At 66.7% G+C, this 24,575-nt stretch carries 24 protein-coding genes; 17 read left to right on the forward strand and 7 right to left on the reverse strand.

Features of this window, described 5'->3' with window-relative positions; translation table 11 throughout:
• The first annotated feature begins 347 nt into the window (after positions 1–347).
• Genes IY145_RS14310 through IY145_RS14340 form a run of 7 tightly spaced genes read left to right on the forward strand, consistent with a single transcriptional unit; the run spans position 348 to position 6,679 of the window.
• Positions 348–1,346, forward strand: a complete 999-nt coding sequence (locus IY145_RS14310; protein WP_196408821.1) for a MoxR family ATPase — start codon at positions 348–350, stop codon at positions 1,344–1,346.
• Positions 1,343–2,260 carry a DUF58 domain-containing protein gene (locus tag IY145_RS14315; protein ID WP_196408822.1) on the forward strand — a complete coding sequence of 306 codons (918 nt, stop codon included), beginning with the start codon at positions 1,343–1,345 and terminating at the stop codon, positions 2,258–2,260. The genes IY145_RS14310 and IY145_RS14315 overlap by 4 nt, the downstream gene beginning before the upstream one ends.
• A complete protein-coding gene (locus tag IY145_RS14320; RefSeq protein ID WP_196408823.1) occupies positions 2,244–2,693 on the forward strand; it encodes a DUF4381 family protein in 450 nt (149 codons plus the stop codon). Before IY145_RS14315 ends, IY145_RS14320 begins: the two co-directional genes overlap by 17 nt.
• On the forward strand, positions 2,690–3,655 hold the full coding sequence (locus IY145_RS14325) for a VWA domain-containing protein (protein ID WP_196408824.1): 966 nt from the start codon (positions 2,690–2,692) through the stop codon (positions 3,653–3,655). The genes IY145_RS14320 and IY145_RS14325 overlap by 4 nt, the downstream gene beginning before the upstream one ends.
• The gene (locus IY145_RS14330) at positions 3,652–4,563 is read left to right on the forward strand and encodes a vWA domain-containing protein (protein ID WP_196408825.1); all 912 of its coding nucleotides are present in this window, start codon (positions 3,652–3,654) and stop codon (positions 4,561–4,563) included. Before IY145_RS14325 ends, IY145_RS14330 begins: the two co-directional genes overlap by 4 nt.
• Entirely contained in the window at positions 4,560–5,438 is an 879-nt protein-coding gene (locus tag IY145_RS14335) for a tetratricopeptide repeat protein (RefSeq protein ID WP_196408826.1), read from the forward strand. The genes IY145_RS14330 and IY145_RS14335 overlap by 4 nt, the downstream gene beginning before the upstream one ends.
• Positions 5,438–6,679 (forward strand): BatD family protein, encoded by a 1,242-nt coding sequence (locus tag IY145_RS14340; protein ID WP_196408827.1) that lies wholly within the window; start codon positions 5,438–5,440, stop codon positions 6,677–6,679. The genes IY145_RS14335 and IY145_RS14340 overlap by 1 nt, the downstream gene beginning before the upstream one ends.
• A 37-nt stretch (positions 6,680–6,716) precedes the next feature.
• Here IY145_RS14340 and IY145_RS14345 read toward each other — a convergent pair whose 3' ends face one another.
• Together IY145_RS14345 and IY145_RS14350 are read right to left on the reverse strand one after the other, a co-directional pair.
• A complete protein-coding gene (locus IY145_RS14345; RefSeq protein WP_246722038.1) occupies positions 6,717–8,102 on the reverse strand; it encodes a sensor histidine kinase in 1,386 nt (461 codons plus the stop codon).
• Positions 8,099–8,776, reverse strand: a complete 678-nt coding sequence (locus IY145_RS14350) for a response regulator transcription factor (protein ID WP_196408828.1) — start codon at positions 8,774–8,776, stop codon at positions 8,099–8,101. The genes IY145_RS14345 and IY145_RS14350 overlap by 4 nt, the downstream gene beginning before the upstream one ends.
• A 135-nt stretch (positions 8,777–8,911) precedes the next feature.
• Here IY145_RS14350 and IY145_RS14355 point away from each other — a divergent pair, with 135 nt between their 5' ends.
• The 3 genes from IY145_RS14355 to IY145_RS14365 all read left to right on the forward strand — a co-directional run bounded on the left by IY145_RS14355 (position 8,912) and on the right by IY145_RS14365 (position 13,011).
• The gene (locus IY145_RS14355; RefSeq protein ID WP_196408829.1) at positions 8,912–9,409 is read left to right on the forward strand and encodes a hypothetical protein; all 498 of its coding nucleotides are present in this window, start codon (positions 8,912–8,914) and stop codon (positions 9,407–9,409) included.
• A gap of 67 nt (positions 9,410–9,476) precedes the next feature.
• Entirely contained in the window at positions 9,477–11,765 is a 2,289-nt protein-coding gene (locus IY145_RS14360; RefSeq protein ID WP_196408830.1) for a TonB-dependent siderophore receptor, read from the forward strand.
• Between the two features lie 61 nt (positions 11,766–11,826).
• Positions 11,827–13,011: a PepSY domain-containing protein gene (locus tag IY145_RS14365; protein ID WP_210332672.1), complete on the forward strand. Its 1,185-nt coding sequence runs from the start codon at positions 11,827–11,829 to the stop codon at positions 13,009–13,011.
• 148 nt (positions 13,012–13,159) lie between these two features.
• Here IY145_RS14365 and IY145_RS14370 read toward each other — a convergent pair whose 3' ends face one another.
• Positions 13,160–13,477 carry a hypothetical protein gene (locus tag IY145_RS14370; protein ID WP_196408831.1) on the reverse strand — a complete coding sequence of 106 codons (318 nt, stop codon included), beginning with the start codon at positions 13,475–13,477 and terminating at the stop codon, positions 13,160–13,162.
• Positions 13,478–13,613: 136 nt separating this feature from the next.
• Between IY145_RS14370 and IY145_RS14375 the strand changes: the two genes are divergently transcribed.
• The 6 genes from IY145_RS14375 (at position 13,614) to IY145_RS14400 (ending at position 20,641) form a co-directional block, all read left to right on the forward strand.
• Positions 13,614–14,021, forward strand: a complete 408-nt coding sequence (locus tag IY145_RS14375) for a hypothetical protein (RefSeq protein WP_196408832.1) — start codon at positions 13,614–13,616, stop codon at positions 14,019–14,021.
• A 134-nt stretch (positions 14,022–14,155) separates the two neighbouring features.
• Positions 14,156–14,656: an RNA polymerase sigma factor gene (locus tag IY145_RS14380; protein ID WP_196408833.1), complete on the forward strand. Its 501-nt coding sequence runs from the start codon at positions 14,156–14,158 to the stop codon at positions 14,654–14,656.
• Between the two features lie 107 nt (positions 14,657–14,763).
• Positions 14,764–15,693 carry a FecR domain-containing protein gene (locus tag IY145_RS14385; RefSeq protein ID WP_196408834.1) on the forward strand — a complete coding sequence of 310 codons (930 nt, stop codon included), beginning with the start codon at positions 14,764–14,766 and terminating at the stop codon, positions 15,691–15,693.
• A 112-nt stretch (positions 15,694–15,805) separates the two neighbouring features.
• The gene (locus tag IY145_RS14390; protein WP_246722040.1) at positions 15,806–18,331 is read left to right on the forward strand and encodes a TonB-dependent siderophore receptor; all 2,526 of its coding nucleotides are present in this window, start codon (positions 15,806–15,808) and stop codon (positions 18,329–18,331) included.
• Positions 18,332–18,488: 157 nt separating this feature from the next.
• Positions 18,489–19,472, forward strand: a complete 984-nt coding sequence (locus tag IY145_RS14395) for an MbnP family copper-binding protein (protein ID WP_196408835.1) — start codon at positions 18,489–18,491, stop codon at positions 19,470–19,472.
• A complete protein-coding gene (locus tag IY145_RS14400; protein ID WP_409455305.1) occupies positions 19,469–20,641 on the forward strand; it encodes an MbnH family di-heme enzyme in 1,173 nt (390 codons plus the stop codon). Before IY145_RS14395 ends, IY145_RS14400 begins: the two co-directional genes overlap by 4 nt.
• 220 nt (positions 20,642–20,861) lie before the next feature.
• Here the strand turns inward: IY145_RS14400 and IY145_RS14405 are convergent, their stop codons facing one another.
• From IY145_RS14405 to IY145_RS14415, 3 genes are all read right to left on the reverse strand, one after another.
• Positions 20,862–21,224, reverse strand: coding sequence for a cupredoxin domain-containing protein (locus IY145_RS14405; RefSeq protein WP_196408836.1), 363 nt, complete (start codon positions 21,222–21,224; stop codon positions 20,862–20,864).
• 63 nt (positions 21,225–21,287) lie between these two features.
• On the reverse strand, positions 21,288–21,989 hold the full coding sequence (locus IY145_RS14410) for a DUF1345 domain-containing protein (protein WP_196408837.1): 702 nt from the start codon (positions 21,987–21,989) through the stop codon (positions 21,288–21,290).
• Positions 21,990–21,997: 8 nt separating this feature from the next.
• Positions 21,998–22,936, reverse strand: a complete 939-nt coding sequence (locus IY145_RS14415; protein WP_246722042.1) for a polyprenyl synthetase family protein — start codon at positions 22,934–22,936, stop codon at positions 21,998–22,000.
• Positions 22,937–23,052: 116 nt separating this feature from the next.
• Between IY145_RS14415 and IY145_RS14420 the strand changes: the two genes are divergently transcribed.
• Complete coding sequence (locus IY145_RS14420; protein WP_196408839.1) at positions 23,053–24,138, forward strand: alkene reductase; 1,086 nt, start codon at positions 23,053–23,055, stop codon at positions 24,136–24,138.
• Positions 24,139–24,211: 73 nt separating this feature from the next.
• On the opposite strand, the gene IY145_RS14425 is transcribed toward IY145_RS14420, so the two are convergent.
• The gene (locus IY145_RS14425; protein ID WP_196408840.1) at positions 24,212–24,493 is read right to left on the reverse strand and encodes a hypothetical protein; all 282 of its coding nucleotides are present in this window, start codon (positions 24,491–24,493) and stop codon (positions 24,212–24,214) included.
• Positions 24,494–24,575 lie beyond the last annotated feature (82 nt).

The raw sequence follows: 24,575 nt of genomic DNA on the forward strand, positions 1-24,575 counted from the left end.
CCCACCGCGTGCGAAAGCGCCGCCTCGGGCGCGCGAGAGTCTTCCCAGATAGTCGCGCATCATCGGGGTCCGGACGGTGAAAAGGCTTACGCTCGCGAAATGGCCCGAACGGAAGCCGAAACAACCGTTCGCATTATCGGTATAGATGGTGGGACAGCGCCGTCAATAGGCCGGTCGGGCGGCGATCGAGTGGGGCGGCGGCTGCGGCGGCCTCCGCGTCATGGGTCGAATTCTCTGATAAATCGGGAAAATTGCCCGTTTCTTCTGGTCTGTTTTCCCTCGACAATGCACGCCTCAGAGGCGAAAGTCCGTCGGTGCCGCGCAACTGCGGCCGATGGACCCATCGCATGAATCTGACGGAACCGCTTCGCACTGTCACCCAAGGCCGCTCCGGCGATCCGGGCGCCCGGATCGCGGAGATCAGGACATTTCTGCAAGAGCGTCTCATCGGCGCGGATGCGCTGGTCGAGCGGCTGCTGATCGGCCTTCTCGCCGACGGCCATGTGCTGCTGGAGGGCGCGCCCGGCCTCGCCAAGACGCGCGCCGTCAAGCTGCTCGCCAGCGCTTCGAACCTCTCCTTCGCGCGCATTCAATGCACGCCCGACCTCATGCCCGCGGATATCACCGGCACGTCGATCTGGCGGCAGGACAAAGGCGTCTTCGAATTCGCCGCGGGGCCGATCTTCCATTCGCTGCTGCTCGTCGACGAGATCAATCGCGCGCCGCCCAAAGTGCAATCGGCGCTGCTCGAGGCCATGGCCGAGCGTCAGGCGACGATCGCCGGCGCGACCCATGCGCTGCCCGATCCTTTCATGACCGTGGCGACGCAAAATCCCATCGAGCACGAAGGCACGTTTCCGCTGCCCGAGGCGCAGCTCGATCGCTTCATGCTTCATGTCGAGCTCGCATTGCCGAATGCGACGACCGAGCGCCTCATTCTCGATCTCGTCGAGAGCGAGCAGGGCGAGCCCGTCGCGCCGCCGGCGGCGCTCGAGGTGGAGGAGATCGCCGCCGCGCGCCATGCGGCGAAGTCGGTTTTTCTCTCCGCCGCGATCAAGGATTATATCGTGCGCCTCGTCACCGCGCCGCGCGATGCGTCGACCGCGCCCGAGCTCGCGGCGAAGATCGAGCATCCCGCCTCGCCGCGCGGCACGCTGGCGCTCGCCGCCGCGGCCAAGGCGCGGGCTTTTCTCGACGGGCGCGATTATGCCGCGCCGCAGGATGTGAGCGAGCTCGCCGTCGATGTTCTCTCGCATCGCACCATTCTCGGCTGGCGCGCGCTCGCCGAGGGAGAGACGCCGCGCGCGATCATCCGCGCCTATCTCGACGCGGTCCCGCCTGCATGAGCGCGGCGGAGGGACGCGTCGCCGGCGTCGATCTCGAGGTCGAGGCGTTGATGCGTCTGCGGCTGCTCTCCGCACGGAGCGACGCGCGCAGAGCCGCGGCCGCTGCGCCGCATGGCGGCGTGGTCCGGCGTCGGCGCGGACGCGGCGCCGAGACCTATGACGTGCGGCCCTGGTCGGACGGCGACGATATTCGCAGCCTCGACCGCAATGTCACCGCCCGCACGGGCGCGCCGCATGTCCGCACCTTTCACGATGAGCGCGAGCGCTGCGCGCTCTACCTCGTCGATTTTCGCGCATCCATGTTGTTCGGCACGCGCCGCGCCTTTCGTTCGGTGGCCGCCGCCGAGGCCGTCGTCGCCTCGGCTTGGCGCGTGATCGATGGACACGGCCGCGTCGGTCTCGCCGCGATCGGTTCTGCGGGCGCGCGTGTCTTCGGCTGGGCCACGGGCGCGCGCAGCTTCCCGCCGCTGCTCGTCGCGTTGGCCGAGGCGCATCGCGCCGCTCTCGACGACAAAGCCGAGAGATACGAGCCGCCGCTCGCAGAAGCGCTCGAGGAAATGGAGAGCGTCGGCGGATCGTCCGCGATGACGCTCGCCACGGCGCTCGATGCGCCGGGCGATGGTTTCGACACGATCGTCGGGCGCATCACGCGTCGGCGCGATCTTTCCGTCCTGCTCGTCGCCGATCGCTTCGAGTTGGCGCCGCCGACAGGGCTCTATCCGTTTCGCACGCGCGAGGACGCCGGCGTGCTGCGCATCGCGCGCGGCGCGGCGCCGACGGCGGACGCGCGTCAGGCGCGTCTGCGCCGGCTCGGCGCGCGCGCGCTGGAGATCGACGCGGGCCTCGACGCAGAGACGATCGCGCGCGCGCTCGAGCGCTTCGATGGGGAGCGTTTCGATGGCCGCTCCCGCTGAGCTCATCACGCAATTGCGGCCGCTGCGCGCGCCGCCGCCGGACGGAACGGCGGAGATCGCCCTCATGGCGCTCGCCGGCGGCGTCGCCGCCGCAACGCTCACCCTCGCCATTCTGTTCTGGCTCCGGCGCCGCCGGCCTCTACGCCGCGCTGCGCTTTCGGCGCTCACGGCGGCGCGCGCTCTGCCGGCGGCCGAGAGGCTCGCGGCGCAGGCGAAAATGCTGCGCGACGTCGCCGGCGCGCTCGACGGAGGCGTCGTGAGTCTGCATGGCGAGCCTTGGCTCGCGCGCCTCGACGTGATCTTCGCGACGACTCTCTTCAGCAAAGGAGAGGGCCGCGCCTATGGCGACGCGCTCTATCGCCAGCGCGCCGACGATCCGAGCGAGACGCTCGATCGCGCCTTGCGGAAATTGCTGGCGAGGCTCGACCGATGAACGGGCTCGAGCTGGCGACGCCCTTCGCTCTGGCGCTATTGCCCGCGCCGTTGCTGCTGCGCGCGTTCTTCGGCGTCCGCGCGGCGCCGGGCGGCGGCCTGCCGCTTCCGGCGACCATTCGCGAGCGGCTCGGCGCCGGCGCCTCCGCAAATCGCTTGAGACTCTCCTGGCGCGAGATCGCGGCCGCGCTCGCCTGGATCGGTCTCGTGCTCGCGCTCGCCGGGCCGCGCGTCGCGGGCGAGGTCGCCGCACTGCCGGCCGCGGGACGCGACATAATGCTCGCGCTCGATCTCTCCGGCAGCATGACCAAGACGGATTTCGAGCTCGACGGCGTCGCCGCGAGTCGTCTCGCCGTGTTGAAACATGTCGGCGCGGAATTGATCCGCCGCCGCGCCGGCGATCGCATCGGCCTCGTCGTCTTCGCCGAGACGGCCTTCGCCGCCGCGCCGTCGAGCTTCGACCTTCGCGCAGTGAGCGCGACGCTCGAGGAGATGGAGATCGGACTCGTCGGCCGCTCCACCGCGATCGGCGAAGGGCTCGGCCTCGCGTTGAAGCGCCTCTCCGACTCGACAGCGCCCTCGCGTCTCGTGATTCTTCTCTCGGACGGCGCCAATAACACCGGCTCCAGCGAGCCCGCCGCCGTCGCCGAGCTGGCGCGCGGCATGGGCGTTAAAATCTTCACCATCGGCCTCGGCGTGGACGACACATCCAGCAAGCCCGACGATCCAGACGCCGTCGATTTCGCGGCCTTGCAGCACATCGCCGAGATCGGCGGCGGCGCGGCCTTTCGCGCCCGCACCGGCGCGGAGCTCGGCGCGGCGACGCGCGCCATCGAGGCGCTCGTCGCCGGCCCCGCTCCCGCGCCGCCGACGATCATCTTTCGCGAGTTCTGGATCTATCCGGGCGCGCTCGCTTTCGTCGCCGCGGCGGCGCTCGTTCTCTCGACGAGAGAGCGGCGATGATCGACTTCGGCGATTTCGCTCTGCTTCGGCCGTTCTGGCTGCTCGTTCCGCCAGCGCTCGCTTTGCTGCTGATCGCGACGCGACGGCGCGACGCGCTCGGCGATTGGCGGCGCGTCGTCGATCCGTCGTTGCTCGCCGCCATTTCGCGTCGTCATGTGATCGGCGGCGCGTCGCGGCGCGACGGCCCGCTGTTCTGGAGCGTCGCGCTCATCGCTCTGGCGCTCTGCGGGCCGGCGCTGAAAACGCCCGGCGCGGAGCAGTTTCGCAATCTCGACGCGACCTTGATCTTGCTGGACGTCTCCCGCGGCGAGCGATTGCCGCAGGCGGTGGCGGCGGCGCAATTCCTGCTCGAGCGTTCGGGCGCGAGGCAGCTCGGCCTTGCGCTCTACGCCGGCGACGCCTATCTGGCGAGCCCGCTGACCGATGATGCGAAAGCGCTCCAATCGCTTCTCTTCGCCATCGACGACATGACGGTTCCCGACGGCGGAACCAAGCCCGATCGCGCGCTCGCCTTCGCCCGCCGCCTGCTGCGCGAAGCGCAGATCGTGGCGGCGGATGTCGCTGTGATTTCCGATGGCGAGGGCGTCGATCCCCGCGCCGAACGTCTCGCCGCCGCGCTGGCGCGGGAGGGGCATAGGGTCCACACCATGTTCGTCTCGGCCCGCGCCGGGGCGGATGCGCTCGCTCCCGCCCGCCGCGCCGCCATGTCGGCGCTCGCCGTCGCCGGCCGTGGCCGCGCCGGCGACGCCGCCCATCCGCAGGAGATCGCCGAAGAAATCGCCGCGAGCGGGGTCGCCCATGTCGGACGGGGCGAGCTGCGCGCGCTGGAATGGCGGGACTATGGGCGCTTCATCCTCATTCTCGCGGCGGCGCCGCTGCTCCTCGTGCTGCGCGGGAGGGGCGAATGACGTCGCACGATTCGTTGCGACGCGAGCCTGAAGACTCGCGGTCCGATGCGCTCCCTGGCCCGCGAGCCTTCAGGCTCGCCCTCGCTCTCCTCCTGCTCCTTTCCCTTTTCGGCGCCGGCTGGACGCTCGGGCCCCAGCTCGCCGGCCGCGCGCTATTGGCGCTGGGGCTTTCGTCCGCTGCGGCCCATGTCTTCGCCGATCCCGCTTGGACGGGAGTCGCCTTCTATGCGGCGGGGCGGTGGGAGGAGGCGGCCGCGGCTTTCGCGCGCGATCCAGCGAGCGCCTATGATCTCGGCGGCGCGCTCGCGCTCGCTGGACGTTACGAGGAGGCGATCGCCGCCTATGACCGCGCCTTGCAGGCCGATCCAGACGATGAAGACGCCGCCTTCAACAAGGATCTGCTGCTCGGCTTGATCGAGCGCGAGAACGCCGACGGCGCCGCCACGGCCAATTCGCCGGCCACGGCCCAGCAGCGTGCGCGCGCCAATCCGGACGATGACGCCAGCGGCTCGGGCGAAGGCGCAGCCGGCGATCGCGAGACGCGCTCGCGTCCAGGCGAGCGGGGCGGCGCCAAGGCGTCCAAAGTCGGCAAGGGGCAGGGCGAGGCGACAGAGAGCGGCAGCGGCGCGACCGGCGCCGTCGGCGCCTCGGAGGGCGCGGGCCGCACCGGCGGGCAGAAGATCGACGTCGCCGCTTTGCTGCATGAGCGGGACCGCCGCGTGCGCCGGCGCCTCGAGGCGCGCTCCGTGCGGCCGAGCCCGGAATGGCTGCAGAGCCTCGCCGACGATCCCGGCCGTTTCCTGAAGCTGCGCATCGCCGCCGAGAAGGCGCGGCGGTTGCGCGCCGGCGGCGGCGCGTTGGAGGAGGACGATTGATGCTGCTGCGGCTCGCGCTCGTTCTTTGCCTCGCGCTCTGTTCATTCGCGCGCGTCGCGGCGCAGGAGAATGACGCGCCGGTCGGCCGCGTCGAGATTCGCGTCGAGCTGCCGGCCGAGACGCCCTATGTCGGCGAGCCGCTGCGCCTCGTGCTGCGCTCCGCCATACGCGGCCGCATTTTGCTGGACCATATCATCCAGCCCTCTCTCGTCGATTTCGACTGGCAGCAATTCGGCGTCGATTCCTCGAGCGAGGAGATGATCGACGGTTTCTGGACGCCGGTCGTCGAGCGCGTGCTGATGATCTATCCGCTGCGCGCCGGGCGGCTGACGATTCCGCCCTTCACGCGCCGCATCGCCTATCGCATAGAAGAGAGCGGCAAGGTCGAGGCGGAATACGCCTCCGCGCCTTTCGAGATCGAGGTGCGCGCGCGGGACGGCCTCGCGCCGCCGGGCGAGAGTTTTTTGCCGGCCAAGAGCCTGCGCATCTCGGACGCCTGGGAGCCGGAGCCGGACAAAATCCCCTTCGGCGAGACGGCGCGGCGCACGGTCACGGTGGAAGCCGAGGGCGTCACCGCCGACCGCCTGCCGCCGCTGCCCAATTTCCGCGCGCCCGGAATCATCACTTTCGCCGCGCCGGTCGAGCGGCGGACGATCGTCACCGACCAAGGGCCGATCGCGCGCGCCGTCTATCGCTGGAGCGTGCGTCCGGTGTCGTCCATCTCCGCCTTCGCGCCGCCGATCCGCATCGCCTGGTTCGATATAGCGACGCGCAGAATGCGCGAGGCGGTCGCGCCCGAGCGCCGCGTCGCTTTCATCGAGGCCGCGCGCGAGCGGGCCGCGGCGAGACTGCGCGAGAGCCATGGCCTGCTGGCGCCGCAACCGCTGATCGCCGCTTTGGCGAGTTTCGTCGCGACGGCGGCTCTCGTCTTTCTTCTCGCCGCCGCATCATCCGAGCGACGTCTCGCGCGCCGGCCAGCGGCGCTCGGGGCGTTGCGCCGCGCCGCCCGCGCCGGGGACGCCGCCGCATTTCGTCGCGCGGCGAGCCAATTGGCGCAGGCCGATCGCGCGGGCTGGCGGGCGGTCGTGACGCGCGAGGACATTGGCGCGCAGCTCGCCGCGCTCGACGCTTTTCTCTATGGGCGGGACTCGGCTGCGAGCCCTCCGGCGCTCGCGCCGCTCGGGCGCGCCATCGCCGCCGGCTGGGCGAGAAGAGGCGAGGAATTGCGCGGCAGGGGGTAGGGGGAAAGCTCGACTTTCCGGTTATGACGGAGGCGCATCAGGAGTTGCGTTCTCTCCTGCCGACGCGAGGATCGAATGAAATTTTGAACGTCGCTCCGCCGCCGGGCGTCGTCTCGACCCAGATTCGGCCGCCATGGGCATCGATCAGCTCCTTGGCGATAGCAAGGCCGAGACCCGTGCCCGGCGCCGCGTCGCTCTTACGCCAAAAAGGCTCGAAAATCGCCGCCTGGTCATTTTCATCGACGCCGTCTCCATGATCCTCGACCCAGAGCGACGCATCCTCGAAAATGCGGACGAGCACCGTCCCGCCCTCGGGCTCGGCCCTCAATGCATTATCGATGAGATTGGCGATCACCGATTCGAGCGCGACGCGATTTCCGGTGACGAGAACCGGCGTCTGCGGCGCCTCTAGGATGAGGTGACGCCGGGATCGCACGGCGAGCAGGGCGGCGTCGCCGATCATGGCGCGCGCCAATGCGGCGAGATCGAGCCCCTCCTCGAAGCGCGCCGTATTGCCGCCCAGGCGCGCGGCGGCGAGCAGCTGCTCGACGATATTACGAATCCTGCGGTGATCTCGCCTCAGATCGTTCTTGAAGCTCGGCTCCTCGGGCGCGTCGAGTCGGGCGCCGAGAATGGTGACCGGCGTGCGCAGCTCATGGGCGGCGTTCGCCGTGAAGCGGCGCTGCCGTGCGACGCCGGCGTCGAGCCGCGCCAGCGCGCCATTGACGGCCTCGACGAGCGGACCGATCTCCGCCGACACGCCTTTCAACGACAGACGCTGATGCAGCGAGTCCATGTCGATGCGCGCCGCCTCGGCGACGATTTCGCGCAACGGCCGCAGGCCCCAGCGCACGGCGATCCAGGCCGCCACGCCGCTCATCAAGATCGCCATGAGAATATAGGCGGCGAGCCCGAGCGACGCCTCCACCGCATCGTCGAGAATATCGCTCAGATGAAACCTCGTTTCATAGACGGCGACATGCACCGGGCCGAAGCGTGTCCATTGCGGCTCGAGGAGCCCGAGGCGAACGGAGGGCAGTTGGCCCGGTAGGACGAAATGCACATGGGTGGGACGCATGGTGATCAAGGGGCGCAACGCTTCGACCAGCTCCGGCGCCGAGCCGCCGAGAGGCCGCCCGCGAAGCGTGTCGAAGGCCGCGACCTTCATCGTCGGAGAATGGGCCAATTCGTGCCGCAGCGCGGGCGTCGGGGCGATCACGATTTGTCCGTCCTCGTCCCGCGCCAGGGACGCGACGACCTGCTTTTGGGCGCGAGCCGTCGACAATTCGTCCAGCGAATAGGTGAACCGCTCGATGCCGGCCAGGCCGAGACCGAGCGTCATGAACCAGGCGACGCTGAAAGCGACGATCTGCGCGACGACGAGAAAGGCGACCGTTCGCGCGACGAGCGACGGCCCCCTCAACCGACATGCTCCGTCAACATATAGCCGACGCCGCGCAGCGTATGGACGCTCACCCCGGCGCCGAGCGCGTCCAGCCGCCTGCGCAGGCGCGATATGGCGGTGTCGAGCGCATTGTCCTGCACGTCGAAGCCCGCGGCGAACACTTCCTCGAACAGGGTCTCGCGCGGCGTCACCCGGCTCACGCGGCGTATCAGCGCCTCGAGCAGATCGAGCTCGCGGCGATGCAGGGCCACGTTCCTGCCGGCGATCGACACTTCACGCGTCGTCACGTCGAAGGACAAGGCGCCGACGACGATCGGCGCGAGCCGCGGTCCGCCGGGACGGCGCAGACAGGCGCGGATGCGTGCGATCAGCTCCTCGCCCTGAAACGGCTTGGTGACATAATCGTCGGCTCCGTCGTCGAGGCCGGACACTTTCTCGTCGAGACTGTCCATGGCGGTCAGCATCATCACGCGGACGCCGGGCAGGGCGGCGCGCAGATGGGCCAGCAGAGTGAGGCCGTCGCCGTCCGGCAGCCGGCGGTCGAGCAGCGCGAGATCATAGGCCGTCTTCGCCACGGCCTCCCGCGCCGCCGCGATCGACGCCGCGCGATCGACGGCGAAACCCGCCGCTCCGATCAGCGACGCGATCAGCCGCGCCGCCTCCGACTCGTCCTCCACCAGCAATATACGCATCCGGACGCCGCTCCGACTGGCGCGCGGCGCAATCTCGCGACGCCGCTGGCGCGACTGCAGCCATATCACTCCGGCGCTGTGGCCGGAAGGACACGCCCGGCGGAAATCTGATCCCGAGGCGGCCGCGCCAGATTCATGTCAGGTTCCGTCGCTTCGCCTTGGCTATTGTGGTGGGCGATGGTCGAAACGACGATGGCGATGCGGCAATCGAAACGAAATTCGACGCGCGCGGCGCGGCGCATGGGCGCCGTGCGCCGGCGCGCGTCGGTCGCCGGCCTGATGGCGCTGCTGATCTTCGTCGCGGGCCTCCTCGCGGAGCTGCCGCGCTGGTCGCGGCACGCGCCCGACGGCGGCTTCGCCCTTTCGATCGCGGCCGATTGCGCCGACCATCGATCCAAGCGGACGAGCGACGACTCGCGCCGCGGCGAATGCCACTTCGGCGGTCTTTGCTGCGCGGCAGGGTGCGACCAGCCTGCGCATGCCGATATTCCGGCGCTACGCGGCTTGGTTCTGCGCGCCGCCTCCTCTGGCGCCCCGGCACAGTATACCGCGCGCGAGGACTTCCTCGCCCTCGCCGGCTGGGCGACCGCCTGGTCGTCGCGCGCGCCGCCCCGCCGCGCCCGCACGGTCTGACCTCCCTCGCCTTTTCCGAACAACCCTATTCGGCGAGCACCCGCGGCGGGCGCTCGGGAGCATGTTCATGATTTCGTCTCGTCTCTCGCGCGGCGCCTCGACCGGCGTTCTCGCTTTGCTTCTCTCTCTCGACGCCTCTGCGCAGGAGGCTCTGCCGACGATCGATGTCGCCGGCGAATCCACTTCCGCTCCATCCGCCTCACGCTTTCGCGGCGAGCCGAAGACCGCCCAGGACGGCTATGTGGCTAAGGAGGCCGGCTCCGCCACCAAGACCGACACGCCCCTCCGCGAGATTCCGGCGTCGGTGAATGTCGTGCCCAAGCAAGTCATCATCGATCAGGCTCTCACCAGCCTCGTCGATGCGCTGGAGAATGTTCCCGGCGTGCGCTCGAACAGCAACGAGCTCGAGGGCTATAATTTCAAGATCCGCGGCTTCGACAGCCTCTATATTTATCGCAACAATCTCCCTATTCCCGGCGGCGGCGCCAATCCGAGCGGCTTCGATACGGCGAATATCGAGCGAATCGAGGTGCTGAAAGGACCGGCCTCGGTCCTCTATGGCCGCGCGGAGCCCGGCGGACTCATCGGCATCGTCACCAAGGAGCCGCTCGACAAGCCGCGCTATGTCATCGATCAGCAGATCGGCTCCTTCGATCATTATCGCACGAGCTGGGATTTCTCGACGCCTCTGCCGGAGGTTCCCGGGCTCGCCTATCGCGTGTCGGGCGCCTATCAGAACAATGGCTCCTTCCGCAAATTCCAAGGCGGCGAACGCGTGCTCATCGCGCCGGTCATCAGCTATCGGCCGACGGAATGGACAGACTTCACCATCGATGGGCAATTCCTCGGCCAGAAGGCGCAGAGCGACATCGGCGTGCCGACGATCGGCTCGGCGCCGGCAAATCTGCCTTTCTATCGCTCGTTCCAGGAGCCGAACGATCCGCGCGACCATATAGAGAGCTTCAACATCGGATATCGCTTCCGGCAAAATCTCGATGAGAATTGGAAAGTGACCAATCGCTTTCTTTTCGCGGCGACGCCGACGATGGAGAAGAACATGGTCACCATGTTCTGCGGCTATCCGTTCTGCGTCGACTCGACCAATATGCGCAATTTGCCGCGCATCGGCGAGTATCAATGGGTTTCCGGGAGAACCTTCGCGACCAACATAGACGTCGAAGGGAAATTCACGACATTCGGCGCGAAGCACGATTTCCTATTCGGGCTCGACTATGTCAACAGCCTCACAGACTATTACTTCGCCGACAATGGCGGGGCTTCCTCGATCGACATCTATAATCCGATCTATGGGACCGTCTCGCCCTACGCCTATTTCGCGAGCGTGGCCGGCGTCGGCTCCAAATACCATTCCTCGGAGCTGCAACGTCAGAAGGCCTTCTATGTCCAGGATCAGATCACCGCGCTCGACGACAAGGCGCATCTGCTGCTCGGCGTGCGCTACGACGTCGCCGACATCACACGGGGAACGTCCTCGTCCTTCGGCGGCGATCTCAGCGCCAGCGCGGATACGGCGAGCGCCGCGCGCAATCATGCGAAGTCACGCAACGACAAGGCCTGGAGCCCGCGTTTCGGCTTGGTCTATGACGTGCTGCCCGAGCTCAGCGTCTATGGCAGCTACTCGCGCTCCTTCGGCGCCAACAATGGCGTCGACTCCAATGGCGTCAATCTCGGACCGCGGCGCGGCGCGCAATGGGAGGTGGGTCTGAAGGCCGAGCCGCTCGAGGGGTTGACCGCGACGCTCGCCTTCTTCCAAATCACCAAATCCGGCATTGCGACGCGTGACTATACGTCGCCCGATCCATTCGCAATGAAACTCGCCGGTTTGCAGCGCAGCCGCGGAATCGAGCTCGACGTCGTCGGCCGCATCACCGATCGATGGACGGTCATCGCCAATTACGCGCATATCGACGCGAAGGTGATCTCCGACAATTGGCGCGATCCGCTCAATCCGTTCGGCTGGTTCGGTCCGAGCGGCGTCTATCAGAACCATCTCGACAATACGCCGCGTCACTCGGGAAAAGTCTTCCTCACCTATGATTTCGGCGAGAGCGGCCTCGGCTGGCGCGTCGGCGGCGGCGTCACCGCCTCGACGCACGCCTGGGGCGATATTCAGAATACTTTCGTCATTCCCGGCTGGGCGCGGCTCGACGGCTTCGCGAGCTATACGACCCTCTATGAGGGCCACAAGGTGACCGCGCAGCTCAATCTACGCAACATCACCAATACGCGCTACTATACGGGCGTCGACAATTTGCTCAATTACTACAATCCGCCGCTGTCGGCGCTTCCTGCGCCGCCTTTCACGGCGATCGGAACGTTGCGTTTCGAATGGTGAGACGCCTCGCCGCCCTCGCTTTTCGGCGAGGGCGGCGACCTGTTCACGAACGGGTGACATAATGCGCAATATTTTTGTTCGGCTGCACCGCTGGGCAGGCCTCGCCATGGCGGGATTTCTGATCCTGGTCGGGCTGACCGGCAGCCTGCTCGCCTTCTGGCTGGAGATCAATCAATGGCTGACGCCTGATCTCTATCCGGGCGAACGCCCCGGCGTCATGCTCGACTCCGCGACGCTGGCCCGCCGCGCGGAGGCGCTCGTTCCGCAGGCGCGCGCGCGGACCGTCTATCTCGGCTATCCCGGCACGGTTCAGATAGGCATGGAGGCCCGGGACGGCGCGCCGCCGCTCGATTTCGAATTTCTCCATCTCGATCCGATCGACGGGAGCGAGCGCGGGCGCGTCGTCTGGCATGGACTGCCCAAGACGAAGAACGACATCATGCCCTTCGTCTATGGCCTGCACATGTATCTCGCCATGAGCGGGATCGGCGACTGGATTCTCGGCGCCGTCGCGCTGACCTGGACGATCGATTGCTTCGTCGCCTTCTATCTCACTTTGCCGCCCGCCGGCGGACAGGCGCGTCGCGGCTTTCTCGCGCGGTGGCGGCGGGCGTGGCTGATCAGGCCGTCGGGTTCCTTCTACCGGCTCAATTTCGATCTGCATCGCGCCGGCGGCCTGTGGCTTTGGGCGATTCTGCTCGTCTTCGCCTGGTCGAGCGTCTTCTTCACCTTCCCCAATTTATACACGAAAGCGACGCAGCTCTTCTTCCGATACGACGGCCCCGTCTGGGCGGCGGAAGCGCCTCCGCGCAATGGAACGCGTCCGCTCATGGACTGGGAGGAAGCGCAAGCGATCGGCGAGCGCCTGATGGCGGAGCAGGCGCGCATTCACGGATTTGCGATCGAACGCCCGCTTGCGCTCTATGATCTGCGCGAGAAAGGCCTCTTCGAATATCGCGTGCGCTCGTCGCGCGACATCGGCGACAAGGCGGGATCGACATCCATCCTCTTCGACGCGCGCGACGGCGAATTGACCGCGCTCAGCCTGCCGACCGGCCAGCACAGTGGCGCGACGCTGACGACATGGCTCGTCGAGCTCCACACGGCGAATGTCTTCGGAACCCCATACCGCATTTTCGTCGCCTGTCTCGGTCTGGCGATCGTCATGCTGAGCGCGACAGGCGTGTATGTCTGGTGGAAGAAGCGCACGGCCCGCAAGTCGATCTCGGCTCGCTGGACCCTATGATCGCCAGGCGCGACGGTCGCCCGCCGTCGTATCCTCGCGACGACCGGCGGCCTCTGGTCGTCCGGATCAATCGACGCATCGGCAAGCCTGAGTTCGGACAGGGGGAGATCGGCCTTCTCGACGCCATACGCCCACTTCTCGAACGGACCTACGCGAGGAAAAGGCGGGCGACCGTCAACATGCGAAATTCGATCAGGCGGGTGGTGAGGGCGCAGCTGGCGTCGTGAGGAGGGCGCGAACCTCGCCACGAGAACATCTGCGCGCGGCGCGCGCCGTCGGGCGCAGGCTTCTCGCCGAGCGGGCGCGTCGAGAGGGCTTTGCCGTCGAGAACGAGGCGCTTCTCTCTTTTGATCGCAGCCGTGGCGTCTATACGCTTGTCGCGCGCAGTTCGCCAAACATCGCAGCGAATACGCGAGCAATGGTCGTTTTCGACGCCGACTCCGGCGCTCTGCGCGCTGTCCGTCACCGGCGCCTCGTCGCGGAAATCCAATCCGCCTCACGGCGCCGCCCGTTGACTTGCCGTGACCGCGCGTTCTAGGAATCGAGCGCGCGCTTTTCCGTCGGCCCTCGCCGATCGATCGCGCGGCGCCGGATCGTTCCCTATGGCGAGTTTGCGCGGCAGAGGTTTTTCGAAGCGAGCGACGATCGGTCCGATCGCCGTTCTCGCCGCAATGCTGCAAGCGCTCCTCCTCTTCTTTGCGATCGGCTCGGGTCACGCGCATCGCTCTGCGGCCGGAGTCGGCGCTCCGGCGGGCCTCGATGTCGCTTCCGCCGATTGCCGCGCGCCGGGGCATAGAGGCGAGGCTCCGCCGCCCGCCTGCCCGCTGCATCCGCAATGCTGCGCGTTGGGGTCCGCAGCCCTTTCGCCGCTCGATAGCGACGTCTCCTCGGTCGCGCTCCGCGTCTCCTCGGGTGAGGCGACGACGCTCGGTTTCGCCGTCGAGCCCGACGCTCGCGGTCCCGAGCCGGCGCCGCCCTGGTCGTCGCGCGCGCCACCGTCTTTGGGCTGATCCGCGGCGGCCTCCTGCGCCGCCTTCTTCGCCCGAGCCGGCGCGTCGCATGAACGGCCCGCCCGCATTCTCGCCAATTTCTCGCTGAACCCCGGCCCGTCGCCGGGCGCTTCGGCCGTCGCCGGACATTGTCGATGTCGGATGAGAAATCGCGATTCTTCGGTCGATTGTTCCTGCGCAGCCGGCGCGAGCTCATCGCCTATTTCTCGCGCCGCGTGGGACGCGAGGACGCCTCCGATCTGCTGCAGGAAACCTTTGTGCGCGCCTTGCGGAGCGATCGTTTCGAGGCCGTGGCCGATCCGCCGTCGCTGCTGCAGCGCATCGCCGTCAATCTCGCGCGCGACCACGCCCGCCGCCGCCGCACGGAAGCGAAATATGTCGACCTCGGCGCCGACGCCGAGCAGGCCGTCGCGACCGGAGCATCGCCGGACGCCCGCCTCGAGGCCGAGGAGAAATGGCGCCTGCTGTGCGAGGCCGTGGACGGCTTGCCGCCGCGCTGCCGCGACGTGTTTCTGCTCTATATGCGGGAGGGGCTCGGCCTCGGCGAGATCGCCGAGCGGCTGGGCATATCGCGCAATATGGCGCAAAAGCACATGCGGCTCGCCATGGCGCGCTGCTGGGCGGCGCTGGAATAGAATTTTGCGCGTGCGGCCTCCTTTTTCGCAATCTGGCGCGTGGGATGCTGCGCAGGACGCCGCTCGCTCGCCGCGGGCTCCGGCGTGGCTCTGCGATGGATGAGGTCATGTCCGAGAAGAAATGCGCGACCGCTGCGCCCACCATCCGCGACGCCGCGATCGACTGGTGGCTGCGGCGCAATGAGGCGACGCTCTCCAAGAAGGAGCAGGCGGCCTTCGAGGCCTGGCTCGCCGAGGACGCTCATCGCGCGGCCTATGAGAGCCTTTCCGCGCTCGGCGATTTCATGGCGCCGCGCTGGCCGGGCGCCGGCCCGCAGCGCAAGATTCGGCGCCGGCGGCGCAAAGCGGCCGCCGCGGCGAGCGTCGCGCTGCTGGCGTTGGTCTTCTTAGACGAGATCGCGCTGCGGCTGCGCGCGGATTTCCTCACCGGTCCCGGCGAGACGCGACAGGCGACGCTCGCCGACGGCTCGCGCATCGAACTCGACGCCCGCAGCGCGGTGGCTCTCCATTTCGGCCCGACGCAGCGGCGGGTGACTCTGCTCGAGGGCGAGGCTTGGTTCGACGTCGCGCCCGATCCGGCGCGGCCCTTCATCGTCGAGGCGGCCGGCGGGACGGCGACCGCGCTGGGCACGGCTTTCATCGTCTCGCTCGAGGACGGCAAGGCCCGCGTGACGGTGACGAGCCATCGCGTGCGCGTCGCGAGCGCCGGCGGCGAGGTCGTCGTCGAGGAGGGGCGACAGAGCGCCTATGCCGCGCGAGAGACGGCGGCGGCGCCGGAGCCGGTCGATCTCGCGCGCGCCACCGCCTGGCGGCGCGGCAAGCTGATGTTCGAAAATCGGACGCTCGGCGAGGTCGTGCGCGCGCTCGGCCGCTATCATCGCGGTTTCGTCTATTTCCTCGATCCGACACTGAAGGCGCGGCGCGTGACCGGCGTGTTCAACGCTCAGGATCCGATCGCCGCTCTCGACGAAATCGAGACCTCGCTCGGCCTGCATGCGACGCATGTCACCAAATATCTGACCATCGTCCACGAATAGAAGCGCCGTAGGACGAAAATTTTTTCTTGGCCGACCTCCTCTTTGCCCGTCTGCCGCGTGGAGGGCTGTCACAGGGGACAAAAACCGTCTCCGGCAATGAAGAGGCGGCGCAATGGCGGATCGGGATAATCGCAACGGTTTCGGAGTGGGCGAAGGCAGGATGGGATCGACGCTGGCGATCGCCGCCATGGGCGCTCTGGCGCTGAGCTCGGGAGTCTCCGACTCGCCGGCGCAGGCGGCCATTTCGCCGCAGGAGCGCGCGGGGCTGGTGCAGAGCTATCGCATCGCGTCCGGCCCGCTGCCGGGCGCTCTGAACGCCTTCGCCGATCTCAACGGATTGCAGATTCTCTACGACGCCGAGGTGACGAGCCGGCTGAAGACGGGCGGACTCGACGGCGATTTCGCCGTCGGCGAGGGGCTCGATCGGCTGCTTTCGGGGACGGGGCTGTCGTGGCGCTTCGCCGCCAAGGGCAGGACCGTGTCCATCATTTTGGCGCAGAACGATCGCGGAACGATGACCGACGCCTCCGGCGCGGAGGCGCTGCCGCCGATCGATGTCGGCGCGGAGAAGGGGCGGCCTGCGCCCGGCGCGCCGCGAGGGCCGGGCGACAGGTTCACGGGATACCGGCCGAGCGCGACCTCGCCGACGACATTGAAGACCGACACGCCGCTGATGCAGACGCCCATGTCCATTCAGGTCGTGACGCGCCAGACGATGGACGATCAGCAGGCGATCAGCCTGAGAGACGCCGTCGTCTCGAATGTCAGCGGCGTGACCATCGTTCCAAACTTCTTCGACGTTCTCAAGGTGCGCGGCTTCTCGACCTTCGGAAGCACCTATAAGAATGGACTTCAGGAATATCGTTACCGTTACTACGACACCACAAATCTGCAATCCGTCGACGTGTTGAAAGGCCCCGCCGCAATGCTCTTCGGCAGGATGGAGCCCGGCGGCGTGGTCAATATGGTGGTCAAGCGTCCGCTCGATATCCCTTATTATTCGGTGGAGCAGCAGGTCGGATCTTATGGGATGACGCGGACGACGGTCGACGCGACCGGCCCGGTCACCAGCGACAAATCCATTCTCTATCGTTTCAATGGCGAATTCTACCGTACAGATTCTTATCGCGATTTCGTGACCGATCGAAACGTGCTCATCGCGCCGACGCTCTCGTTCCATCCGATCGAGCAGTTCCGAATGAACATAGATTTCGAATATCAGAACCGGACCTGGGTGGACGATTATCCGGTCTATCCGGCCATCGCCGGGGGGCCGGCCAATCTTCCCAGGAGCCGTTATCTGCAGCCGACTTTGGTCAATAAAGCGCTGCTCGACAATTTCGACAAGAAGCGGATCGCCTATGATTGGACCTATGATTTTCTGCCCGGATGGAGCGTGACGAACAGGTTGAGCTATTCGAACGTCGGACTTCAGACCAACAACGTCTTTCCGCTCGGCTTCAACCAAGCGACCGGCGTGATGACCCGCTCATTGACGATCAATCCCGGCTTCACCGACAAAATGTTCGCGACCAATCTCGACGTGAAAGGAAAATTCGCGACCGGGCCGCTAGAGCATTCGATACTGGTCGGCTTCGATCACTTCAATTTCTTCAATCCGATGTATACGGGCTTCCAGCCCGCGGGTTCGGCGCTCAATGTCTATGCGCCGAACTATTACCAGTTCGAGGCGATCTACCGGAGCCCGCAGTTTCTCATGAACGGCGCGAAATGGATGGGCGTCTACGCCCAGGACATGATCTCCCTCCTCGACGACAAGGTCCATGTGCTGCTCGGCGGACGATATGATTGGGCGGAGACGGCCCTCAGCCGCGTCCGCACCTCGCCTTTTCTCGCCCAGGCCACCTATTGGTCGTCCTATGACAAGGGCTTCAGCCCGCGCGTCGGCGTCGTCTATCAGCCGCTGCCCTGGCTGTCGCTCTATGGCAATTTCACGCAGTCGCTCGGCGCAAATCAAGTCACGACGCAGAATATCACTCTGGCGCCGCAGAGGGGCGAGCAATATGAGGGCGGCGTCAAGGCCGAGCTCTTCGACAAGCGCCTCATGCTGACGATGGCCTATTTCGACATCACCAAGACGAATGTCCCGGTGACCGATCCGAGCAATGCCAACAATACGCTGCTGGTCGGCAAGGCGCGCAGCCGGGGCTTCGAGTTCGATCTGACCGGCCGCGTCGACGATAATTGGAGCGTCATCGCCAATTACACGCATGACGATGTGCGCACTCTCGTCGGCACGGCCACCGATCCGCTCAGCGCCTATACGCGGCAGATCGCGGTCGCCGGCGGCATTTTGCCGGGCAGCCCGCGCAACTATGGCAATCTGTGGATCAAATACGACGCCGATGGCGCATTCCACGGGCTCAGCCTCGCCGGAGGCGTCAATGTGAGCTCCGACCAGTTCGGCGACACGGCGAATTCCTTCGTTCTTCCCAGCTATGCGCTGCTCAATGGAATGATCGCCTATACGACCAAGATCGAAGGCTTTACCGTCACCGCGCAACTGAACGTCAAGAACATCACCGATGCGGTCTATTACCCGTCCGCCGCCAGCCGCTTGCTGATTCAGACCGGAACGCCGCGCACCTTCCTCGGATCGCTGCGGGTGGAGTTCTGATCGGGTGGGGCCGCGGGACGGGGATTCGCGCTGCGGCAAAAAATCTTTCGTCCCGAGGTTCCTTTTTGGCGTAGTCATTCGTCTAATAAGACAGGCGGGCCCCTCGAGACATATTGCGGACGGCGAAACGCCCGGCCGAAAAGCGGAGGAAGTCGAGATGCGGAAATTGCGAAATGTCGGATTTGCGGCCGCGGCGGCGGCCGGATGTCTTTTCCTCGCTTCGGGGGCGGCTCTCGCCGCGGGCGGCAAGACGCAGCCCATCGCCGTCACTTTTGCGCTGACGGCGGACGGCAAGGAGGTCGGCTGCGGCGCGCCCCTGCATAATCTAGGCAGCGGCCATTTGGAGACGAAGCTGCGTGAGGCGCGCTTCTATGTCTATGGCGTGAAGCTCATCGACGCCAAAGGCGCTCGCACGCCCGTGGCCCTGGAGCAAAACGAGTGGCAATATGGCGACGTCGCTCTGCTCGACTTCAAGGACGCGCGTGGCGGCAATGCGCCCTGCACCGCGGGCAATCCGGCCAAGAACACCAAGCTCGTCGGCGCCGCGCCGGCGGGCTCCTATGTCGGCCTCGAATTCGCGGTCGGCGCGCCGGTGGAGACCATCGTCGACGGCAAGCCCGTCTCCATCAATCATTCCAATGTCGAGACCGCGCCGCCTCCGCTCGATGTGGTCGGCATGGCGTGGAACTGGCAGGCGGGCCGCCGTTTCGTCACTTTGGAGGTCGATCCGCCGACCCCCGTGGTGAAGACCGACGGCTCCAAGGCGCGGACATGGATGGTCCATATCGGCTCCACCAACTGCAAGGGCAATCCGGCGACCGGCGAGATCGTCTCCTGCGCGCATGAGAACCGCTTCACCGTCGCCTTCGATCGCTTCGATCCCAAGACGCAGCGCGTCGAATTCGATCTGACGCGCCTCTTCGAGAATTCCGACATAGTGGCCGACAAGGGCGGCGCCATCGGCTGCATGAGCGCGCTCGACGATCCGGAATGTCTGGCGGTGTTCGCGGCGCTCGGGCTCAATCTCGGCGACAGCGCGGCCGGGGCTGGCGACGGCGGCAAGCAGACCAAGGCCGGCGTCTCGCCCGTCTTCAAGGTCGGCGGCGGAACGCCGGCGAAAGTCGTGGGCTCCAAACAGTGAGGCGCGGCTGGCTCATCGGGCTCGCCGCGCTCGGCGCCGCGGCGGCCCACGCCGCTTCGGCCGAGACGGCCAAGCAGCCGGACAAGCAGGCGGAATGGAATTGGGATCTGCCCAAATATGTTCCACCGCCGCGCGTGCCCGCCGACAATCCCATGTCGGAGGAGAAGTTCCAGCTCGGTCGGCGTTTGTTCTTCGACAAGCGCCTCTCCGGCAATGGGACGATCGCTTGCGCCTCCTGCCATTTGCAGGAGCGCGCCTTCACCGATGGGCGCGTCGTCAGCGTCGGCTCGACCGGCGAGAAGACGCCGCGCAACGCCCCATCGATCGTCAATTCCGGCTGGCATGCGACATTCACCTGGGCCAATCCGGCGCTGGTGACGCTCGAGCGCCAGATGGAAAATCCGCTCTATGGCGAGCGGCCGATCGAGATGGGCGTCAATGACGCCAATAAGGCCGAGATCGTCGGGCGCTTCCGTGCCGATGCGGATTACAAAAAGTGGTTCGCGGCGTCCTTCCCGGAAAAAAAGCCGGCCGACCAGATCTCCTTCGACACGATCATCAAGGCGATCTCGGCCTTCCAGCGCGGCGTCATCTCCTTCGACAGCCGATACGATCAATATCTGCAAGGCAAGATCAAGCTCGGCGAGGCGGAGCAGCGTGGACATGATCTCTATTTCGGCGAGAAGGCGGAGTGCCATCACTGTCACGGCAGCGTGAATCTCGACGATCAGTTCATCCACGCCAAGACGCGCGAGGCGGAGACGCCTTTCCACAACACGGGTCTCTACGATATCGACGGAAAGGGCGCCTATCCGGAGCCCAATCACGGCCTCTACGACATCACCCAAGACCCGGAAGATATGGGCAAGTTCCGCGCGCCGAGCCTGCGCAACATAGCGGTGACCGGCCCCTATATGCATGACGGGACGGTGGCCACTCTGGAAGAGGTCATCGACATTTATGCGCGCAGCGGGCGCAAGATCGAGACGGGGCCGAACAAGGGCGACGGCGCTTTGAATCCGCTGAAGAGCCCGCTGATCGTCAGGGTCGATCTGACGCCGCAGGAGAAGGCCGATCTGCTCGCCTTTTTGAAGACGCTGACCGATGAGACGCTGCTCACCTCGCCGCGTTTCTCCGATCCGTGGAAGGCGCAGGCCGCGAAGAAATGAGCGCGCGTCGCATGGGCGCAGGTCCATGCGACGTTTTCCCACTCGATGCGGGGCTCGTCTTTGCGAGGCGCGTAGCGACGAAGCGATCCCTAGAGTCATTCCGGTTCAGATTGAACCGGAATGACTCTAGATCTCCTTGTTCTGTCGTGTTTTCTTCACGCGAACCGGTTCCCACTTCGCTCGAAAACACTCTAGGACCGGCGTCGCTCGGACGCTGTCATCACGGGATGACGGAGATCACCCCTGTCATATGGGAGTGCAGCCCGCAGCGATAGGTCACTTCGCCGGGGCGCAAGAGAATGACGCGGAAGCTTTCGTCCTCGTCTATTTGCTCGGGCGAGCGGAAGACCTCTTCGGCGCCCATCACGCCGATCAGGGAATGCGGAACCTGATCGTGATTGGTGAAGACGATCACCGCGCCGGCCTTTATCGTGAGACGCGCTGGCGAGAAGGCGAAACGCTCGATTTCGACATTGACCGTCGGCGCCGGAGCGGCGGCGCAAATGACGAGCGAGGCGGCTGTCAGAACGGCCATGCGCGCCGCCGCCGCGCTTCTCCGAAGCGCGCCCTTCTCACGGCTCATTCGGCGCTCCTCTGTCGAATTCGCAGCCAGCTCATGCGCTTCCTCTCACGCGCTCCATCGCGCTCATACGAAGCCCGCGGCGATATTGACGGTGAGCGCCAGAATCGCGGTGTTGAAGAAAAAGGCCAGCACGCCCTGGACGAGCGCCACCGCGCGCATGGTGGCGGAAGAGGTGGAGACGTCCGCCGTCTGCGAGGCGACGCCGATCACATAGGCGAAATAGAGGAAATCTATGTAGCCGGGCTGCTCTGTTCCCGGAAAGATCAGGCCGCCGCGCAGCTCGGGCGCGCGGTCCGGCGCGCTGGCGCGCTCGAAATAATATTCATGCGCGTAATGCAGTGCGAAGGTCAGATGGACGAAGAGCCAGGAGAGCACGACGGTCAGCACGGCGAGCGAAATATGCGCGTGCTTGGAAAATCCCTCGAGATTTTTGACCGGGCCGAGCTCGGCGACGATCGCGCCCACGGAGGCGCAGGCCGTGGCGATCGTCATCACCAGAATGACCAGCCGGCCCTCGTCCTGCAATTGCGCGCGGCGGCGCATGGTGTGCGGCGTCGAGCGCGCCATCAGCTCCGCCGAGAGCAGCAGATAGAGCGTGACGAAGGCGTCCCAGCCGACGAGCGCGCGTGTGACCTCCCGCCAGCTCGCGGGCAGGAGGAGGCCGACGACCGCGCCCGCCAAAAGGCAGAAAAACAGCCGCGCGCGCGCTTTGGCGACGCGCCAGAGCAGCGGGCGCCGCGGGCGCGCTTCGCCGGTTCGGCTCATCGCGCCGCTCAATTGCTGCGCAGCGCGACGAAGCGCGCGGCCTTCGCCAGCACGCCGGTCGCCGCGCCGAGTCCCGTCTCGCCGAGTGCGGCGATGGCCGCCTCGACGAGGGCGTCGCGCCGCTCGCGCGCCTTGTCGAGGCCGAGCAGGCCGATCAGCGTCGCTTTGTTGCGCTCGGCGTCCTTGCCGGCGCGCTTGCCGAGCGCGGCCTCGTCGCCCTCGGCGTCGAGAATATCGTCGGCGATCTGAAAGGCGGCGCCGAGCGCGTCGCCATAGCGGCCGAGCGCGGTGGCCACGGGAGCCGAGGCGCCGCCCAGAATGGCGCCGAAATCGACGCAGATGCGCAGCAGCGCGCCGGTCTTCATCGCCTGCAGGCGGAGCGTCTCCTCCTGGGAGAGGGGGCTCGTCGCCTTCTCGGCCTCGAGATCGAGCGCCTGGCCGCCGACCATGCCGCCATGCCCGGCCGCGCGGGCCAGCGCCAGAACGAGGCGGGCGCGGATTTGCGCATCGGCATGGGTCGCCGGATCGGCCAGAACGTCGAAGGCGTAGGTCAGAAGGCCGTCGCCGGCGAGAATGGCGGTCGCCTCGTCGAAGGCCTTATGGGCTGTGGGGCGGCCGCGGCGCAGATCGTCGTCGTCCATGGCGGGGAGATCGTCATGGGCGAGCGAATAGCAATGGATCATCTCGATCGCCGCCGCTGCGCGCCGGGCGCCCTCGCCCTCGACGCCGAAAAGGCGGGCCGATTCGAGCGCCAGAAACGGCCGCAGGCGCTTGCCGCCGCCGAGCGCCACATAGCGCATCGCCTCCATGAGCCGGGCCGGCCGGGCGATCTCGCCCGGGAGCGGCTCGGAGCCGAGCAGAGCGGCGAGCTTGGCCTCGGTCGCGCTCGCGGCCTCGTCCAGGCGGCGGCGGAAATTTGCGTCGTCGGTCTCTGCGTCGTCGGTCATGGGGCCCTTTCCCGAGAAAATCATTCCATCTGGTCCGGACCTAACAAATTTGCGATCAATCCCCAAGTGGGCGAGGGACTGCGCGCGCGGCGCGGGAGCGGAGGACATTCGCGGATATGACCGATCTTTTATTCGAACCTTTTCGGCTCGGCGATCTTTCGTTCGCCAATCGTATCGTCATGGCGCCGCTGACGCGTCGGCGCGCCACCCATGGAACCAACGCCGCCAATGCGCTGATGGCCGAGCACTACCGCCAGCGCGCGTCGGCCGGCCTCATCATCGCCGAGGCCTCGCAGATTTCCCAGCAGGGGCAGGGCTACGCCTTCACGCCTGGGATTTATTCGCCGGAGCAGGTCGCCGGCTGGCGCGAGGTGACCGACGCCGTGCATTCGGCCGGCGGCCATATCATCCTGCAGCTCTGGCATGTGGGGCGCGTGTCGCATGTTTCGCTGCAGCCGGGCGGCGGCGCGCCGGTCGCGCCCTCGGCCATCGCCACGACGAAGCAGGTGGCGATCGAGACGGGCTTCGTCGACTGCTCGGCCCCGCGGGCGATCGCGCTCGATGAAATCCCCGGAATCGTCGCCGATTATCGCAAGGCCGCCCGCAACGCCAGGGAGGCCGGCTTCGACGGCGTCGAGGTCCATTGCGCCAATGGCTATCTGATCGACGAATTTCTGCGCGACGGCTCCAATAAGCGCGCCGACGCCTATGGCGGCTCGCCTCAGAATCGCGCGCGCTTCGGGCTGGAGGTCGTGGACGCCGTGCTCGAGGAATGGGAGGCCGCGCGCGTCGGCGTGCGTATCTCGCCGGTGAGCCCGGTCCACGACATGTCGGACAGCGATCCGCAGGGCGTGTTCTTCTATTTCGTGGAGAAGCTGGCGGCAAAGAAGCTGGGCTTCATTCATGTGATCGAAGGCGCGACGCAAGGGCCGCGCGACGTCGCGCCCTTCGATTATCTCGCTCTGCGGAAAAGCTTTCCCGGCGCCTATATCGCCAATAACGCCTATACGCTGGAACTCGCCGAGGAGACGCTGGCCGCCGGCCGCGCCGATCTCATCGCCTTCGGTCGGCCATTCATCGCCAATCCCGATCTCGTCGAGCGTCTGCGCCGCCGCGCGCCGCTCGCCGAGGTCGATTACCAGACGGTCTACGCCCAAGGCTCCGAAGGATATACGGATTATCCGGCGCTGACGGCGGTGTAATCACGCGCGGCTCGTTTCTCCCTTCGAGGGGAAACGAGCCTCCCTGCGCGAGGAAACGAGCTCTGTGGCGCGCTTACTCGGCCTTGGGCGCTTCGTGCTCGTGGCCGCCGCCATGCTCGCCGGCGCCGCGCTCGCCGCCATGTTCGCCATGGCCCTGATGCATGGATTTCATGTGATCCATCATCTGCTCGTGCATCTGACGCATCTCATGCATCATCTTGCAGCAGCCCTCATGGCCGCCGCCGTGTTCCTCTTGCGGAGCGACGGGCTTGGTCTCGACGGTGGTCTCCGCCAACGCCGGCGCGATCGTCGCCGCCAGAAGAGCCGCCGCCAGTGTGGGAATGATTTTTTTCATCGTTTCGCCCTCGCTGATGCTTCGGCCTCCCCTCTTGAAATGGTCGCGGGGAGGCGTGATAGCAATGCGGCGACTTGTCCTG

It is taken from the genome of Methylosinus sp. H3A, from assembly GCF_015709455.1.
In the GTDB taxonomy this organism is placed as follows: Bacteria; Pseudomonadota; Alphaproteobacteria; order Rhizobiales; family Beijerinckiaceae; genus Methylosinus.

Coding starts and splice junctions, on each gene's coding strand:
- IY145_RS14315 (WP_196408822.1), top strand. CDS start 1,343: ATGAGCGCGGCGGAGGGACGCGTCGCCGGCGTCGATCTCGAGGTCGAG.
- IY145_RS14350 (WP_196408828.1), bottom strand. CDS start 8,776: ATGCGTATATTGCTGGTGGAGGACGAGTCGGAGGCGGCGCGGCTGATC.
- IY145_RS14405 (WP_196408836.1), bottom strand. CDS start 21,224: ATGAGCCGTGAGAAGGGCGCGCTTCGGAGAAGCGCGGCGGCGGCGCGC.
- IY145_RS14335 (WP_196408826.1), top strand. CDS start 4,560: ATGACGTCGCACGATTCGTTGCGACGCGAGCCTGAAGACTCGCGGTCC.
- IY145_RS14330 (WP_196408825.1), top strand. CDS start 3,652: ATGATCGACTTCGGCGATTTCGCTCTGCTTCGGCCGTTCTGGCTGCTC.
- IY145_RS14425 (WP_196408840.1), bottom strand. CDS start 24,493: ATGAAAAAAATCATTCCCACACTGGCGGCGGCTCTTCTGGCGGCGACG.
- IY145_RS14390 (WP_246722040.1), top strand. CDS start 15,806: ATGGCGGATCGGGATAATCGCAACGGTTTCGGAGTGGGCGAAGGCAGG.
- IY145_RS14310 (WP_196408821.1), top strand. CDS start 348: ATGAATCTGACGGAACCGCTTCGCACTGTCACCCAAGGCCGCTCCGGC.
- IY145_RS14380 (WP_196408833.1), top strand. CDS start 14,156: ATGTCGGATGAGAAATCGCGATTCTTCGGTCGATTGTTCCTGCGCAGC.
- IY145_RS14375 (WP_196408832.1), top strand. CDS start 13,614: ATGGCGAGTTTGCGCGGCAGAGGTTTTTCGAAGCGAGCGACGATCGGT.
- IY145_RS14360 (WP_196408830.1), top strand. CDS start 9,477: ATGATTTCGTCTCGTCTCTCGCGCGGCGCCTCGACCGGCGTTCTCGCT.
- IY145_RS14340 (WP_196408827.1), top strand. CDS start 5,438: ATGCTGCTGCGGCTCGCGCTCGTTCTTTGCCTCGCGCTCTGTTCATTC.
- IY145_RS14365 (WP_210332672.1), top strand. CDS start 11,827: ATGCGCAATATTTTTGTTCGGCTGCACCGCTGGGCAGGCCTCGCCATG.
- IY145_RS14385 (WP_196408834.1), top strand. CDS start 14,764: ATGTCCGAGAAGAAATGCGCGACCGCTGCGCCCACCATCCGCGACGCC.
- IY145_RS14325 (WP_196408824.1), top strand. CDS start 2,690: ATGAACGGGCTCGAGCTGGCGACGCCCTTCGCTCTGGCGCTATTGCCC.
- IY145_RS14355 (WP_196408829.1), top strand. CDS start 8,912: ATGTCAGGTTCCGTCGCTTCGCCTTGGCTATTGTGGTGGGCGATGGTC.
- IY145_RS14320 (WP_196408823.1), top strand. CDS start 2,244: ATGGCCGCTCCCGCTGAGCTCATCACGCAATTGCGGCCGCTGCGCGCG.
- IY145_RS14415 (WP_246722042.1), bottom strand. CDS start 22,936: ATGACCGACGACGCAGAGACCGACGACGCAAATTTCCGCCGCCGCCTG.
- IY145_RS14410 (WP_196408837.1), bottom strand. CDS start 21,989: ATGAGCCGAACCGGCGAAGCGCGCCCGCGGCGCCCGCTGCTCTGGCGC.
- IY145_RS14420 (WP_196408839.1), top strand. CDS start 23,053: ATGACCGATCTTTTATTCGAACCTTTTCGGCTCGGCGATCTTTCGTTC.
- IY145_RS14395 (WP_196408835.1), top strand. CDS start 18,489: ATGCGGAAATTGCGAAATGTCGGATTTGCGGCCGCGGCGGCGGCCGGA.